Genomic DNA, 16,101 nt, shown 5'->3' with positions numbered 1-16,101 from the left:
AAAGACTACCCTACCTTCCGCTAAAGGCTAGCTGAGCACACCCCCAACGGATCCGACCGGACTTGGTGTGGCCACTGTGACTGGAAAACTACATACACACGAGGGACGCCGTCTTTATGAGTCGGAACTTACGGAGAACCAAGGAGAAAGTCTCGCGCTTCAGCGCGGGGAGGATGTCAATCAGGGCTGGGTCCCAACACGCTTCACACTGGCTCGGCGCGGCGAACAGCGATTTCGATGTCGAATTCGTCGGGATCAGTTGAGCCGTTTGCGTCGTCATCGTCGTACTGAATGACCACACCACGGAGCGTGCGTGTGCCCGAATCAAACGAGTCGTACGTCTGCTCAATATAGGTCCGGCCCACAGCGGTACGCTCAGAGACTCGTGGTGGATGATACGTTCGGTCGTCGGCTGGCGGCTCATAGTAGGCGTCGGCGCGTAGTTCAAGTGTCCCGTACTCTGTCGTTCCTGGGTTAGCGATGACAATGTCGGCGATGAGCTGTGATTGATTCGGGGATTCGATAATACGGGTAATGCGAATTGTCTCAACAGCGATACCGACGGTCTCAAGCGAGGTCGTATTCCCTGCTGACGTGTTGTCTGGCTGTGCGGACTCAGTTGATTCCGACGTGGAAGCTGTAGTTGATTGAGTATGAGATGGAGCTGTCTCCTCAGAACTATCAGCCACGGGTGTATCACTTTCAACGAGACAACCGGCAAGCGATAAAGAGCCAACAGCAGCGAGAAGTTGCCGCCGAGGACAAGGGAGGTTCATACATGAGAATTGGTGGCACACGAATTAAATCCTCGCCAAACGAGCTCAACCTGAGCGTTGGAGGAGCCAACTCTCAGTCAGTTGGCCCTGCCAGCGGGGTCGTTCTTCCCACGCATCACCAGAAAACCCAGTAGCAAAAACGAACGCACCAGCCTGAAGCAGATATCCGTACTGAACACCCGGGAAGTCATCAAGGTTAGTCCGATCACTGCCCGCCTCACGGTGGTAGTAGCGGTGCCATTCTGGCTGATCTGTTGTCCCCGCTGAACGGGGGGAAATTGTCGTCGTTCCTTCTGTAGCACCAGCTTCGAGAATTGCCGTGAGTTGCTCGCGTGCGGTCGCGCGATCCCTGTACTGTTGAATGTATAGTGGCGTACCGTCTAAATCACCGGGCGAGCCACGAAACGCGTTGCGCTCGCGATCGGCAGGGTCGGGGCGGCGCGAAAACGTCATGAACAGCTCTTCAGTTCGACCCGACGTCTGAACAACCGGACCAAGCCGTTGTTGTAGGGCTTCTCGGCGAGGTTTCGGAAGCGGGGACTCAGTAAACGTTGGCGGGTAGCTTCCCTCTGTATCGTACGGTTCATGGGCGAGTGTAGTGAATTCACGGCGAGTCGGAATCGCGAGTTCGACGAGTACATCGCTAGTAGCGAGCGGGACAATTCGGTCAAGTAACCGATTATGTATTGGATCTCGTGAAAAGCGTCTGCCGATGTACACCGGTGTTTGTATTTGGAAAAACGACAGACGCATCCGGTCTAGTTCCTCAACAAACCGATCAGCATCGTTGCGGCGAGCCGCACGGGTTAAGGCTGGAATATGCTGCTCTGTCCGCGATCGGAGGAGGTTGCGAGGAGAAAAGTGCGGCTCAAGTATTTCTGCTGTGCGATCCGCAGCATTGTATGCCACGGTTTCGAGACGATCAACCATGGTTGTTGTCGGCATTGTCGGTTGATGGATCGTGGCACGGACCGTGGCCACTGTCTCGAGTACACCGTCGATAGCAGCGTTGTATGACGAAATTGCGTTTTGATACGACACAGCAAACCAAACCACATCAGAAACAATCGCCCGCGTCTGTTCAGCGATCAGCCGCCTGGGGCCAGTAGGCACTCCGTCTTCGTCAGTTGAGTTGCTAGTAGGTTGGTTGTCTGTGTTCGAATCTGTGGTGGAATTCGACCCGTCTGTAGTTTCTATCTCATCTGGATATCTCACACCATCCACACTCAAACAGCCAGCAAGGCCGACGGCAGTGCCGAGACCAGCAAGCACGGTACGTCGTCTTCGAGACATATCTCTCGATCAGTAAGGGTGGGACTTAAATATCGGAGGTAGACGGGGGAGGGATTCCCGCCTCGAAGAAAGATAATAGTTAGTGCCCGGACAATGCTGGGTCCTGTGGTGGGTGAACTCCAAACAGCCATCGAGGCATGCCGGGCTGAGCGAGAATGTGTGGTTGTAGAGCGAGACGCATTTCAACAGTTTCTGACGCGTGTTCAACAAATTGAACCAGCGCGATTCGATCCATCTGAGACATCCCCGACAAATACAACTGATCGGTCACAAGCGATAGATTCTCCAGCAAATTCTGGCGACATAGCCCTGAGATCTGTCTTGTCCGCATACAAGGAGACGATTTTGTCGGTTCCACACTACCGTTCCGGGTATGAAGAGACACTTGCTGAAAACCTCACTGCGGAACTTGGAGAAGATATTGTGACCTCATTAGCAACAAACAAGCGTCTCACTTCTGCGATCCAACAAGCGATCGTTGATCGAAGTCAAAATGCAATTGATGTACGCACTGATCTTATTGGTGGGATTACAGACGAAATTGATCTACTCGGGGACTACCAGACAAAACTCTCAACTATCGAAACTCGACAGCAGAACCTCTGTACACATCTTGACGCCGTACAGACGCGTCGTAGTGAGGCCGCGTTTGATATCTGGTGTGGACTTCAAGAACTTGAATCAGAACTTGATGAGATAGTCAAGCAACGCCAAACTGATCTCCGTGATCCACCGGTCGCTGAGTCGCCAAGTGGGAACACGTCTGTTGAAAAGGTTGATTTTTACACGTACTTGTATTCAGAGAGTGACGCGCCACAGTATCCGGTTTTGTCAGCGATTGGTGACCTTGGAACGGCGCTCCGAAGGGACAAAAAACAGGTTAGCAGCCATCTTGGGTGAGTTCCGAGTCAATATAATGGAGAAGTGACGTATGTGCCGCCGCGACAGCATCCTCTCGATCTGTGGTGACCCGACCAGACATTACACCAGTGATTGTTGCGAGAATGTACTCTGTAACCTGTGAGGGATTAACCTCATCGAAGACGCCTTCAGCAATACCACGCTCAATCAGTTCTTGAATCGTGTTCGCCAGACGATCATGAGCCTGAGTGAACTGTGCGCGGATGCGGGTGTCCGTGATAGCTTGTGAGCGGAACCCAACAAGGACAGCTTGGTATTCGTAGTCATCCGCAACTGGCTGGGGCGAAAGCAACGTGGCAATTAGTCGTTTGAGATCTTCAGCCGGGTTCTGGTGTGAGTCGGTGGCAAGGGACGCTTCAAATTCATCGACAGTGAACTCAAGTAGTGCGACGAGCAAGTCATCTTTTGAATCATAATAATGGTAAATAGACGCTTTTGATCGGTCGAGTTCGTCGCCGATACGAGCAATCGAAAGGTCAGCGTACCCGTGTTTGAGCAGTGCCGTGTATGTTGCTTCCATAATCTCTTCTTCTGGGGCACTCCACGTCGAATCCGATGCGTCGTTTGTCATTGCTCGCTAGAGTCTGTCGTCTCAGAGGCAGTGTCAACATCATCGAAATCAAACTCAGCAGGCGTTGTATCGCCATCTGGTGGCGACTCGACAGACTGTATCTGTACATGATCTGTTGTCTCAGTCTGTTCTGTAGAATGTGGTGTCGACGCGGTATCCTGCGTCGAAACTGCGCGGCGCTGAAGCTGATCGATCTGCGGAACAGAGGTCACGTTTGCGAGAACGACAGTCGCCGTGAGCTCTGTCGTGTTTTGGATCGGTTCATCCCCGGCAAGCACCTCAACGGTCTCTGTCTCTTCTTCGAGGAGATACCGGCCTGTTTCAAACCCTTTCCGAGAAATTGTGTCCGGTGGCCCGGAAAGGATGAGTAGCACTCGGTCTGCAGAGGTAATATCACACGGGAGTGTCAGCTTTGATGTGACTGCGCGACTGATTAGTTTCTTTATTTTTGAGGCTGAAACAGACGTGGAGCCAGATGTTGGCGATCGGCCAAGTAGCCGAAGGATTCGGGCGAGCAGTCCGTGGGATTCAGTGTTCGTCTCGATAGTAGCACGACCGATAGTCGTCACACCACCGACGGCAAGCGTTCGTGAGATATCGGCGGGATCGATCCGAAGTTCAGACTCAAATGAGGTGCTGGCTTCGCCGGCGCCAAAGACCGCCAACAGCCGCTCGACGGTCATTGAATTAATCGACTGATAGCAATCAGCAATGGCATCTCTATCGTCACGCCAGGTATCATTATCGACAAGCACTGTCGAGTCAGCCCGCGGAACGAGTGTTCGAAGACCACGCGCAGCAGTCACCGCTCGCTGGTTCGATTCAGTGGAAGCAGGGAGAACACCGAGTGTGTAGACTGACGTCTCATAGATGTCGGTGAGTTCCTCAAGTAACACACTGCCAACACCAGATCCAGTGCCGCCACCGAGGCCACAAACAAGTAACGTTGCTGCAGCTTCTGTCTCATCGATTTTATCGAGAGCACGGCGGATTTCTGGCCGGTCCGCCTTGGCGACTTGGGCGCCGACGTCTGGGTCGCCACCGACGCCATACTCGTTGACGTCAAATACAGGTGTCTGCGAACGGCTGGAACCACCGTCTTGGTGATTTGAAGTTGCGGATTTTCCAGATGGGTGTTGTGGGTTGTCAGAAGCGTTTGGACGATCGGTGTGTGTGGGAGATGAGGTCGTGTCTCGTCGAAGCACTGCCGGATGTGTATCACCAAGAAGAACGCGCCGGTCAGTACTGAGCGCTGTTGTCTGGGTGAGTGGTTCTGATTCAGTGTGGAATGCGAGGACGTTTCCACCGGTCACCGACCGGCCTGTGCGGCGTTCGGCACGAACGAACTGATCAACGATCCGGGTTCCACACCCACCAACTCCAAGAAGTGCGATCTTCATTTGTTCACCAGCAAGCAGTGATGGTGGCCAACAGACTGGTGGCCCGTCTGTGGGGTAGGGGACTGGCCACGCAGAGGCTCAGACGATGGGGTCCAGATCATTGTCGTCATCGGTAATCAACGACTGAATCTCTTCTTCACGAACTGCGTCCTGTTCTTGAATTTTATTTTGTGCGTCAACAGCCTGGTCTTGGATCTCACTGATTCGTGGCGTATCAGTCACATTTGACAGTAACACGACAGCCGCAAGCGTAGAAGAGTCAGGCCGGGGGTCGTCACCAGCGAGGACATCAACAGTATCAGCCTCGTGTTCAAGCCATTCGCGTGCAGATTCAACACCTTTCCGAGAAATCACCTCTGGCGGCCCAGCAAACACGATCAACGCACGGTCAGCACTCGAGACATCACACGGAACAGTGAGCCGAGAATTCGTGGCGCGTCGAACCAGTCCTTTGATTTTTGCGGCATCTGTCGACTCACTTTGTGGTTCCTCAGTTTCCTTGAAATTGGCGAGCAGTCCTTCTTTTGCGGGCGTGACATCAGTAGAGGCGTAGCCGATTGAGGAGACTCCGCCGGTATCGAGTGTTCGCATAATGTCACTCGAGTCCATTGCGTTTTCACCAACCTCTGACTCATCGACTTCACCGGCGGCAAGCAGGGTGACAATCCGTGTTGCAAGCTCTTCGTTCATCTCTTCGTAACCCTGCTCAATTGTTTGCCCGCGAGAACGCCACGCGTCGTTGTCGAACGCGATGAAGTTGTCGACCTTATTGACGAATGACTGAAGCGACCGGGCAGCGTTGAGTGCCGGCCGGCCGCCCTCGTACGTGCCAGGTAACACTCCAAGTCCATACACTGGCTCATCGTACATTTTCTGTAGTTCGTCGATGACAACAGGGGCGGCGCCACTACCCGTTCCACCACCGAGCCCGGCTGCGACTAAGACGGCATCAACCTCGTGGATTTCGACATCGTCGAAGACACGTCGGATCTCATCAATATCCGTTTTGGCCACCTCAGCGCCGATTTCAGCATCGCCACCAACGCCGTGCCCACGAGCTTTCTGATGGGTATCGCCGATCAGTACTCGGCGATCTTCATCGAGATGTTGTGGTTTAGCGAGGTCTGTCCGAGCCGTATTGATAACGAGCGCGTGACGACACAGATTACGACCAGTCTCAAACTCAAACTCAATCATCTGGTCGATAAGCTTGCTGCCTGCGTTACCGACCCCGATCGTTGCAAGTTTCATTGGTTGTTTCTCCGCTGTGCCGTATGAAAGTGTGCTGGTTGCGGATGGACCTCATCGCACGCCGTGTCTGGTGCTATGTGACGAGACATTGAATACTGGCACGTGGAGTTCACGACGTATTAATCTGTGTCAGACGGGAGGCCGATAGCTCCCAAAGCAAGTAAGGTTGAAATAACAAAAATTATATTTCATAAGCTAGGTCACTAATTGTGAAGAACTTGCGAGTGGTTCTACTGGCGGTGGTTGTGGTGACAACAGCTGTTGGAGCCTCAGGAACCGCTGCTGGAGCACAACCGGCGGGGGTAGAGTTCGAACACGCAGAAGGTGAAAGCCTGTCCGTCAAACACACCGGTCAGGACCCGATGAATACAGGAGTGAATAATACGTGTCAGTTTCCGCTCAATCTGACAGATGCGACAGGGACAGAAATCACGCTTGAGGAACAACCGGACCGAATCACGACAACGAACCCGTCAGCAGCCCAGACACTCTGGGAGATCGGCGCCCAAGACCGGGTTGTCGGGGTGACCGAATTTGCTGAATATCTAAACAAAACTGACAGCAAAGCGAACGTTTCAGCAGGATTCGGAGTGAGTGTTGAAAAGGTTGTTGCGACCAATCCTGATCTCGTATTGGCACCTAACGCATCAGCTGGCCAAGTCGCAGACCTCCGCGCGCAGAACCTTACAGTCTACCACTTCCCGGCCGCTACAGATGTCGATGATATTGCGGCGAAAACAGAGCGCACAGGCCGTCTTGTCGGAAACTGCGAAGCAGCAGCAGAGGTGAATACTGAGATGAACCAAACTGTGGAAAATGTAGAAAATCAGACTGCTGACCTTGATCGTCTCAGTGCACTGTATCCGCTTGGAGGAGGATTCGTCGCCGCTGACAATACCTTCATCAACGAACTCATGGAGATTGGTGGGACTACCAACGTTGCCGCGTCAGAGGCAGATGGGTACCCACAACTCTCAGATGAGGTTATTCTCAAAACAGATCCTGAGGTCATACTCGTAACCAATACAGAGGGCGCAATTCTTGATGAGGAACCCTACGCCAGCACAACCGCTGGGGCTGAGGGTAATTATGTAGTCATGAATACGAATTATCTAAATCAGCCGGCGCCCAGGAGCGTAATTGAGTCGACAAAAACTCTCGCGGCTGCTGTTGAGCGTCTCCAAGCCGACAAGACAGAAGAGACGGCTAATAGTACTGGTACGTGTGGGTTCCCGCTTACTGTAACAGACGCGACAGGGGAAGAGATCACGCTTGATGAACAACCGGATCGGATCACGACAACAAACCCATCAGCCGCCCAGACCCTCTGGGAGTTAGGTGTACAAGACCGGGTTGTCGGTGTAACCGAATTTGCGGGGTACTTGAACGGGACTGCCAGCAGAACGAATGTCTCCGCAGAATTTGGCGTCAGCGTCGAGACAGTTGTTGCGACTGATCCCGATCTTGTATTAGCACCTAACGCATCAGCTGGCCAAGTCGCCGACCTTCGTAGACAGAATCTTACGGTCTACCACTTCCCGGCCGCTACGGATGTCGGAGATATTGCGACCAAAACAGAGCGCACAGGCCGTCTTGTCGGAAACTGCGAAGCAGCAGCGGAGGTGAATACTGAGATGAACCAAACTGTGGAAAATGTAGAAAATCAGACTGCTGACCTTGATCGTCTCAGTGCACTGTATCCGCTTGGAGGGGGGTTCGTTGCTGCTGACAATACCTTTATAAACGAAATTATGCAGATCGGCGGCACAAGCAACGTTGCTGCGTCAGAGGCAGATGGATATCCACAGCTCTCGGATGAGGTCATCCTTCAAGCCAACCCTGGATTGATAATTGTAACAGACTCTGAAGCGTCGATCCTTGAGCGGCAGCCGTATGCTAGCACAAACGCGGGTGAAAACAATAATTACGTCGTGTTGAACAATAATTATCTCAACCAGCCTGCGCCTCGTAGTGTTATCGAATCAACAACAACGCTCGCAAACGGCGTTGAAGAACTTCAATTAGAGAATGACAGAGACGAAAAAAGTGGAACTGATGGATCCGGTGGCTCAGGCAGTGACGAGGATGATGAGAATGGAGAATCCGAGCAAGACGAACCGGCAATAGATGAGAATGAAACGGCAATAGATGAGAATGAAACGGCAATAGATGAGAATGAAACGGCAATAGATGAGAATGAAACGGCTGTGAATACAAATAGAACAGCTGTAGACGAAAATCAAACGGCCACCGATACACCTAGTGAAGAGAATTCGACCTCTGGGGACACCAATGGGACCTCTAGCGAAGAGACTGATGAGACTGGGACATCCAATGATATTGCTAATCAAGAGACACAGCAAGATGGTGGACCTTCCAATACAACTGATGAGGGGACAGAGTCTGAAGTTCCTGGATTCGGGATCGTCGCAACCGTGGTTGTAATTCTTGCTTTTGGCTATCTGTCGACACGAGAATAGTGCGCTAGTTGCGCGTGACCGCCTCCTCGCGGTAACCGGCGAGGCTCCCCACGGCACTATACCGTTGACATCCGCCTTTAGTTAAGCGAGAAACAGCGTGATAGCGGCGGCTTATCGAGGCATCTTTCGGAAGGAATGAGGAAGCCGAGTCTGTGTATGACAACGAATCTTCATTTAGATTTCTTCGTCAGCTCTATACACTGTTTCGCTCTGAGTTTCTCAAAGAGTACACGGAGAAACTCGGCGTGGTATTCGTCTCTAGTTATATTTGAGAATAAAAGCTCTCTCAAAGTATGCTTGTCTGTATTAGAGACGAGAGAAACCACAGATGAGACACCAGTGCTGACGACATTGTCCGATAAGCAACTACCACAAATGGCGGTTCCTTGCCGTAGCTGGTGTGGATCGGCCGTATTTGAGCGAAAACCACGGCTATCGGATATTACTGAGGGTATTAATCAAAGACGAATGCCTACCCGGACAATCGGTCGGATGAGACGTTCAGCTGTCAGCAGTGCGGATACGAGAACGATGCTGACTATAACGCTACGAAGAACATCGACTTACAGCCAAGAGAGTGTCACACCCAGTGTCCAAACAGATAGACCCCTCCTACAATAACGATTCCACCGAAGGCTTCACGTGTCCGAATGGGGAGCAACGTCGGCGACGCTGATTCCTTATCTGTTTGTTTCTCTTTTTCGCCAGAAGAATCTGATTCGTTAGTAGTCTTGTTGCTTGAGCTATCTTCCGTCGTATCCTGAGTTGTATTCGCACTTTCGCTAGATTGGACTGAACTCACATTGCCGGACGGAGCAGTGTTATTTGTTTCTATGCTCTCATTTGTGTCTGGGACTTCGGCTGTAATACTTGTTGAGTACTGCCCAGAGCGGTAGACTACTAGTACATTCACTATTGTGCCCTGACGGGAAGCTGTAAGCTTTTGATCAAGGCTCACTTCGTCAGTAAATCCCCCTGCGTCGTACACTCTAACGATATCAAGCCGGTCTCCGGTCGCTGAATTGACTGTCTCAACGGTAACTCGACTAATCTCTGCTTCTGAGATTTTCCCGGTAACACGAACTGTCTCTGTATCTACGTCGGTTGTCGCGTCTGTAATTTGAATCTCTGGCTCCGGATCATATGTGATTGAGAGTGTTCGGTTACGGATATTGCCCGCTGTATCCTCAGCCGTAATCTGAAACACATTATCATCGTTGTCGTTATACAACTCAACGGTTGTATCAAATTCATAGCTGAGCCTGTCCGGATTGGGCTTTGCGTTGCCACTCAACATCAACACTTGTGACCCATTATTTGACGTGCGGTTTATTTCGACACGTTTCAATTTGGTCTGATCCTGAACAGTCCCACTAATTCTTACTGTATCGGTATAAGTCTCATTAACGACGTCAAATTCAATGACGGGGTCCGTCTTATCATCGACGATCAGCGTGAACCGGTCTGTATTGGTACGTCCTTGAGAGTCTGTGTACTCAGCCACGATCTCATTTTTTCCGTTAGCGAGCAGTAGATCCTGCGAAAAGGATTCACCTGGGTTTGAGATACGATGGAATCGCCGATCTGTTGTTGAATTACTGTTGTCCGGACCATAATTCGTCGTTCGTTCAATCCGAATCCGTTTAACATCTAACAGCGTATGAAGATCACCGGCTAGCGTAATCTGTCCACTAGTAACATTTATTGTGCTATTTGGGCCGCCACTGACCGTTGTGGAAAACGGAGAGGTGTATCGTACACTCGGTGCAGCTGTATACTTTGTTACGGCCGTTTGGAGCGTCGTTACTCCATCGGCCTTGGCGATAATCTCTACTGTATTATCATTTGGATCAAGTTCAAGCGGGAGTGATCGATCGAAATTCGTTGAGTTTGGACTATATGAGCGGTACGTATCTCCATTAACACGGAGTTCAATCAGATCGATTCGCGTTTCTGCTGAGATTGTAATATTTGCGTTTGGATCCTCTAACACAACGATCTCATCTCCATGTACGGCCTGTTCACCGTTCATGCTCATATTGATCGCCGTTCCCTGTGCGGCCGCAGGTCCGGCCCCAACATGTAAAAATAAGAGTAAGACACACACACCACACAACACACCGATCCACCGACCGGGTATTAACCTTGGAACTAGTTGAATAATATCTGATGTCATAATCTAACACGTGGGGTGTATACGTACTCTCACATTCTTGTCTCCCTATATGACCGTACCGTCCGAAATCTCATGTTTGATACTTCTCCTCGCTGAGAATGCTGTCTTGGTAGAACGTTGAGGGAGGGAGCTTAACGTCTGTATTCAGGGTAGCTCTTTGAACTCAGCACCACATTCTGGACAAGTACGCACAGCAAACACCTCCTCGGTGTCATTCTCTTTTTTTAGAACCATCTCACAGTGTGAGCAGTTCAGCCGGTCATATGTATCTTTGAACAGATCACTCTCACGAAGGCCTTTTCGTGTCGACTTCATACTCCTACACTGATTCAGGGGCAACATAAAATGTCTTGTTGGCCCTGTATTTCACCCAAGTGTGGATCTTGGAAGCCGGAGCAACATGCTGTGATAGCGCTCCCACAACAGCACTGCGGGAGGTAATGCGATGATGGTAAACACGAACGAATACACCACACTAATCGCCATCAGCAGGCCAAAGTCACCAAGAACTGGTGTAATTGCGAGGGCGAGCGCGCCTGTCCCGAGTGAGGTGGTGAGCATACTACCGAGTAGGGCACCACCGGTCCCGGAGAGTGTGATTATCATCGATTCTTGAGCGTCAGCACCCGCGTTGAACTCGTCGATGAATCGATGGGTCGCGTGAACGGAATACGCGATCCCGAGCCCGATAGAGATGGAAAGAATCGTAGCCGTCAGGGCGTTCAGCGACATGTCGAGGAATCTCATCGTTCCGAGCAGGAACGCGACCGCGATCAGGATCGGGAAGAGATTGACGATCCCAAGCAGCGGCTTGCTCTCCAAGACAGCATAGGAGACAATGAGGAATACTCCGGTCAACCCCATCGCGAGGATTAGCCCCTGTATCGCTGAGTCGAAGATGATGTCTGTCACGGCGTCAAAGACGACGAGCTGGCCAGTTGCGGTCGTCTCGTATCGGAACTTGTCTGCGAACTCACGAGAATCCGCTGCAGATTCAGCCTGTGAGGCGCCGGAATCGATCGCATAGTCGACTTGGGCGCTCCGCCGATCCGGTGTGAGGTACTGCTCAGCGCGATCGCCGGCCGACGAAGCGAACAACTCGTCATAGATCAGAGCAAGGTTACGGTCGGGGATTCCGTCACTGTCGATATCGTTGCGGGCAACTAACCTGCCAAACTCCGGATTCGAATCTGCCTGTGACTGAATCACAGTCACAATACTTGTCGGCTGTGCGGACCCACCGTCGCCGACTGCCAGTGCTCCTGGGGCGTCGTTGTTCGGGTCAGCGAGCGCCTCCAATGCGTGATCCTCCTCAAAATTCCCCTCGACGTACAATGTTACCGATTGATCTTGGTTGGTCGAGAAGCGATCTTCGAGGAGGTTGATTGTCTCTGTAACAGTGTACTCACTCGGTGCGAACGGCTCTGGCAGTTCGGTGACGTACTCCGGCTGTTCCTCTGGTGGAAGGAAATCCTCCGTCTCGAAAGAGGTGTCGACACCGCTGCCGTACGCCGCAGCCATTCCGCCGGTCACGAGCAACACGATAATAAATGCAGCCGGCGCGTACTTGCTGATTTGCGCTGGGAACGTCAGTAGCTTTCCTAACGTCGACTCCTCTGAGGAAATCGGTGCGGAGTTGAACTCAGGGACGCCGTAGCGCTCGCGAAGCTTGTCGACCTCCAGTTTCGCAGCGGGGAGGAACAGTCCGAAGATTAAGAACGTAAAGATGATTCCAACCCCGGACGCGATTCCCATGTTCCGGATCGGTGTGAGATCCGAGATTGCGTTTGCGCCGAACCCGAAGACAGTGGTGACAGTGACGATAATGAAGGCGATTATTAGTTGGTTGTTCGCCTCCCGCATCGCCTCCGTCGCCTCAAACCCAGCAACTGTCTCCTCGCGGTAGCGATTGATAATGTGGATCCCGAAGTCGACGCCAACCGCGAGCAGCAACACTGGCACCGAGATCATCTGCTGATTGAACGGGATCCCAGAGAAGCCGAGGAAGCCGAACGTCCAGACAACAGTCATTAAAAGCGATAACAGTCCGAGAGAGAGGTCGATCGGGTCGCGATACGCGACAACGAGGAACAACAGCAACAACAATACGACGACGGGCATAACGATGGTGAGTGAGTCGCCAATTACATTCGCCGTCTCTGCGTTCGTGACTCCAGTCCCGAAGGCCGTGATATCACCAGGCTGGTCGGCTGCGATCGACCGGATCGTCGTCTGAACCTCTTGAAGGTCACTTGAAGAGAAGCCAGCGGGCACGTCATGAGAAACCACTGTGATGGACGCCGATGCACTCGCACTCGTCGGGTTGAAGTCGGTCGCGAGTGTCCCAGTGAACCGCGGATTTTCCGACAGCTCACGGACGGTCTGGCGGACCTGAGTCGCGCTCATCGATTGGATTACGCGTCGCTGTTCGACTGCGGTGGTCGCCGACGGGTCGATCCGCTGCGCGATGACGGTCGCTGGGCCGTTCGCTGAGGCGACGCGTAGATCGTCTCGCGATTCCACTTCCTCGAGGATACGGAGGTCTCTAACAAGCGCCTCCTTCGTCAGAACATTACTCCCCGAGTGAATGAGCTGTGTCGATTCACCATCTGGTTCGAACGGGTCTTCGAATTCCTCGTTGACGGCGTCAAGCGCCTCCTGTTCGTCGAGGCCCTCGGTGAACGAGTCGGTGGCTTCAGTATCTGTGCTGACGAGAGCCATCCCACCGGCGAACACCACCGTGAGGACGAGAAATACGACGATAACACGTCGTGGGCGGTCGACGATGGTATCGTTGAGCCGCCGCGTCCACACCTCGATCTGCTCGCCGAGCGACATTGGCTACTGCCGCCTCCGGTAGATGACGAGTGCGCCCGTCCCGGCAACGAGGAGCGCAACGATAATAAGCGGAAGCGGTAGTCCGCCATCTTCGCTTTCGGTCACATCAATCGGGATACGGTAGGTATCGGTTAGTTGGCTGTCGCCGTCAGCGTCATCGTACCGGAAATCAAGCGAGATGGGGTAGGTGCTTCCGGGGGTTGCGGAGCCGGTAGTGGTCAGCTCGAGAGTCATCGTCGTGGTTTCGCCTGGGTCGAGCGATTGGACGTACCCTGTGTCGGTGTCACCAGTGTCGAGCGGGTCGTTGGCAAACAGTCTGGCCTCAACATCGCTTGTGGTCTCGTTCAGGTTGTTTGTCACAGCGACATCGACGGTGCGAGTGCCACCAGCCGAAATAGATCGGTTCTGGACTTCAACACCGAAGCGGTCGCGCTCAGAGGCAACCTCGGCGGTCACTACAAGGCTCTCGTCAGTGCGAATTTCACCCTCGTCGTTGCGGTACTGTACTGCCATGTCGAGCGATCGGAGACCGGCTTCGGCTTCGCTGCTAATTGAAATGGGGAGTGAGAAGTTTGTACGCTCGTCAGGATCGAGAGTACCGACAGCAGTCGAGCGTTCGGTCGGGAGTACGCTCTGATCCTCACCGGCGTACTGTACCACGACGTTGCGGGCCGGAACGGGGCCGTCGTTGCGGACCGTCCCGATCAGATCACCGTCCTCACCAACGCGGAGGCCAGAGTCTATGTTTGTGATCGCGAACTCCTGTTCGCCGAGCGGGAGGATGCCGAGTGAGAGCTCCCCGTCGGTGCGGGAGATTCCGTCGGGATCGTCGAATCGCACGCCTCCTGAGAGCATATACTGCTGAACAGGAAGGTCGCCGTCGACTTCCACGTCGTAGGCCACAGTGGCCGTTTCACCCGGAGCTATCTCTTCGACACGGACGCTTCCGGACTCGCCACCGTTCACCGTGATACTCTCGCTTCCGAAGGAGATGTCCGCGTTGCGAGCCGTCTCCGATCCGACGTTCTCGATCGTCGTCTCGAGAGTGCCACTGTCGCCGACCTGTGCGTCGCTCTCAACGCTGACAACCCGGAATCGGGCATCATCGCGGACGCGAACATCCACGTCGCGCGAAACAGTGACGGTTCGGCTTTCTCCGGAGGAAATGTAGCTGTACGTGAGATCGAGATTGAGCGTGTATGTCCCCTGCTCGACTCCTTCGGGAACGTTGAGGCTCACCGGAAGTTCTCCGAAGCTGCTCGTGGTCACACTGCCGATCGATTGTTCGCCGGATTCGACGGAGAGCGGGCCGCTCGCCTCGACGTCAGCGCGGACGTTTCGCGCTGTGGTAACAATTTCACTGTTAGCGGCATTTCCGAACCGTAAATCTCCGTCATTTGTGATCTGTAGCCGGATCTCGTTTGTTTGACCCGGAACGAGGTTCGGGTTCGGCGCGTACACGTCAAGGTCAGGTGAACCACCGATGTTCGAGGTCTGCGCCGGTACCGTTCCGACTGTGCTGCTGGTAAGCGACTCCGTCGCGTCACTGCCAGCCATGCTCGCGCCGGCGGCTCCAACGCCGACCCCGCTTGTGACAAGCAGGATGCTTACGAACAGAACTGAAAGGGTTCGAGTCTGCATCGCTTACTGTACCTCCGAGGCTGTTGTCGACTGATAAACTGTAGAATGATGAGACATTGATAGGTGTCTAAGTCGTTGCACACGCAAACCTTGAGCTCAAGAATCAATAAACGTTTCTTTCTTGGAATCGAAGAACCGTACATGACACAGATCGATTGCGGCAGTAGCGATCTCGAAGGGTCGCTGTGTTGGTGGTTATCATGACGCGATTTTCCAATGAGGATCGTGAGCGTATACGGGGAGATTTGGTCGAAGCGGGTCATGATTGTTTTGCGCGCTTCGGATTCGATCGCACCCGCGTGAGTGACGTGACGGACGTGGTGGGGATCGGGACGAGTACGTTCTACCAGTTTTTTAATTCGAAGGAGGAACTGTACCTCGCAGTGTTGCTCAATGAGCGTGAGCACATGTTCGAAACGCTTGAGTCGGCGGTAGCCGAGGCGGCGACACCACGTGAAGAGGCGGAGGCAATCTTACGGACAACATTTGGAGAGGTACGGTCGAATCCCCTGATCCGACGGCTATTCGTTGACGGCGAGATCCGCCGGATCAAGTCGCAACTGGACGAAACCGCCGCTGAGGAGAACGCAACCGGCAACTGCTCGGAATCGGCGACAGTGTACGGACCATCCGTTGTAGTTTAGCGGCGCGTCGAGGCGGTGTTTGTGCGGATAGTTGAGCAAGACGGTGTTGAGTCAAATCGCTGATGAAGCGTGATCGGAGAACTGAACAGAGGCTCTTCCGTCTCGGATGG

General features: G+C 53.1%; 12 protein-coding genes and 2 pseudogenes. 5 read left to right on the top strand and 9 right to left on the bottom strand.

All coding sequences use genetic code 11. The annotated features are described in order from the left end of the window. Window positions 1-36: 36 nt before the first annotated feature. Window positions 37-142 (top strand): annotated as a pseudogene (locus EXE46_RS17720) (IS1595 family transposase); the annotation flags it as partial. Between the two features lie 61 nt (window positions 143-203). On the opposite strand, the gene EXE46_RS08690 reads toward EXE46_RS17720, so the two are convergent. Both EXE46_RS08690 and EXE46_RS08685 read right to left on the bottom strand, forming a co-directional pair. Further along, a complete protein-coding gene (locus tag EXE46_RS08690; RefSeq protein ID WP_137688027.1) occupies window positions 204-776 on the bottom strand; it encodes a hypothetical protein in 573 nt (190 codons plus the stop codon). Window positions 777-821: 45 nt separating this feature from the next. Then, complete coding sequence (locus tag EXE46_RS08685) at window positions 822-2,069, bottom strand: hypothetical protein (protein WP_137688026.1); 1,248 nt, start codon at window positions 2,067-2,069, stop codon at window positions 822-824. Window positions 2,070-2,177: 108 nt separating this feature from the next. Between EXE46_RS08685 and EXE46_RS08680 the strand changes: the two genes are divergently transcribed. After that, window positions 2,178-2,969, top strand: a complete 792-nt coding sequence (locus EXE46_RS08680) for a hypothetical protein (protein ID WP_137688025.1) — start codon at window positions 2,178-2,180, stop codon at window positions 2,967-2,969. On the opposite strand, the gene EXE46_RS08675 is transcribed toward EXE46_RS08680, so the two are convergent. The 3 genes from EXE46_RS08675 to EXE46_RS08665 form a co-directional block, all read right to left on the bottom strand. Then, window positions 2,950-3,561 carry a TetR/AcrR family transcriptional regulator gene (locus EXE46_RS08675; protein ID WP_137688024.1) on the bottom strand — a complete coding sequence of 204 codons (612 nt, stop codon included), beginning with the start codon at window positions 3,559-3,561 and terminating at the stop codon, window positions 2,950-2,952. The genes EXE46_RS08680 and EXE46_RS08675 overlap by 20 nt on opposite strands. Beyond that, window positions 3,558-4,961: a tubulin/FtsZ family protein gene (locus EXE46_RS08670; RefSeq protein WP_137688023.1), complete on the bottom strand. Its 1,404-nt coding sequence runs from the start codon at window positions 4,959-4,961 to the stop codon at window positions 3,558-3,560. Before EXE46_RS08670 ends, EXE46_RS08675 begins: the two co-directional genes overlap by 4 nt. Before the next feature lie 78 nt (window positions 4,962-5,039). Next, entirely contained in the window at window positions 5,040-6,212 is a 1,173-nt protein-coding gene (locus EXE46_RS08665; protein ID WP_137688022.1) for a tubulin/FtsZ family protein, read from the bottom strand. A 209-nt stretch (window positions 6,213-6,421) separates the two neighbouring features. Here EXE46_RS08665 and EXE46_RS08660 point away from each other — a divergent pair, with 209 nt between their 5' ends. Both EXE46_RS08660 and EXE46_RS08655 read left to right on the top strand, forming a co-directional pair. Next, the gene (locus EXE46_RS08660; RefSeq protein ID WP_199234134.1) at window positions 6,422-8,692 is read left to right on the top strand and encodes a PGF-CTERM-anchored ABC transporter substrate-binding protein; all 2,271 of its coding nucleotides are present in this window, start codon (window positions 6,422-6,424) and stop codon (window positions 8,690-8,692) included. Between the two features lie 473 nt (window positions 8,693-9,165). Continuing rightward, window positions 9,166-9,261: pseudogene (locus tag EXE46_RS08655) on the top strand (zinc ribbon domain-containing protein); the annotation flags it as partial. A gap of 11 nt (window positions 9,262-9,272) precedes the next feature. On the opposite strand, the gene EXE46_RS08650 reads toward EXE46_RS08655, so the two are convergent. The 4 genes from EXE46_RS08650 to EXE46_RS08640 all read right to left on the bottom strand — a co-directional run bounded on the left by EXE46_RS08650 (window position 9,273) and on the right by EXE46_RS08640 (window position 15,347). Next, a complete protein-coding gene (locus tag EXE46_RS08650) occupies window positions 9,273-10,799 on the bottom strand; it encodes a hypothetical protein (RefSeq protein WP_158413936.1) in 1,527 nt (508 codons plus the stop codon). 213 nt (window positions 10,800-11,012) lie between these two features. Next, complete coding sequence (locus EXE46_RS17110) at window positions 11,013-11,183, bottom strand: HVO_0758 family zinc finger protein (RefSeq protein ID WP_199234133.1); 171 nt, start codon at window positions 11,181-11,183, stop codon at window positions 11,013-11,015. Window positions 11,184-11,234: 51 nt separating this feature from the next. Continuing rightward, window positions 11,235-13,706 (bottom strand): RND family transporter, encoded by a 2,472-nt coding sequence (locus EXE46_RS08645; RefSeq protein WP_137688020.1) that lies wholly within the window; start codon window positions 13,704-13,706, stop codon window positions 11,235-11,237. Between the two features lie 3 nt (window positions 13,707-13,709). Continuing rightward, complete coding sequence (locus EXE46_RS08640; RefSeq protein ID WP_241981517.1) at window positions 13,710-15,347, bottom strand: COG1361 S-layer family protein; 1,638 nt, start codon at window positions 15,345-15,347, stop codon at window positions 13,710-13,712. Between the two features lie 200 nt (window positions 15,348-15,547). Here EXE46_RS08640 and EXE46_RS08635 point away from each other — a divergent pair, with 200 nt between their 5' ends. Next, window positions 15,548-15,991, top strand: coding sequence for a TetR/AcrR family transcriptional regulator (locus EXE46_RS08635; RefSeq protein WP_137688019.1), 444 nt, complete (start codon window positions 15,548-15,550; stop codon window positions 15,989-15,991). The last annotated feature ends 110 nt before the right edge of the window (window positions 15,992-16,101 follow it).

This window comes from Halorubrum sp. GN11_10-6_MGM (genome assembly GCF_005435165.1).
GTDB lineage: Archaea > Halobacteriota > Halobacteria > Halobacteriales > Haloferacaceae > Halorubrum.
This window is presented reverse-complemented; position numbering and strand designations above follow the sequence as displayed.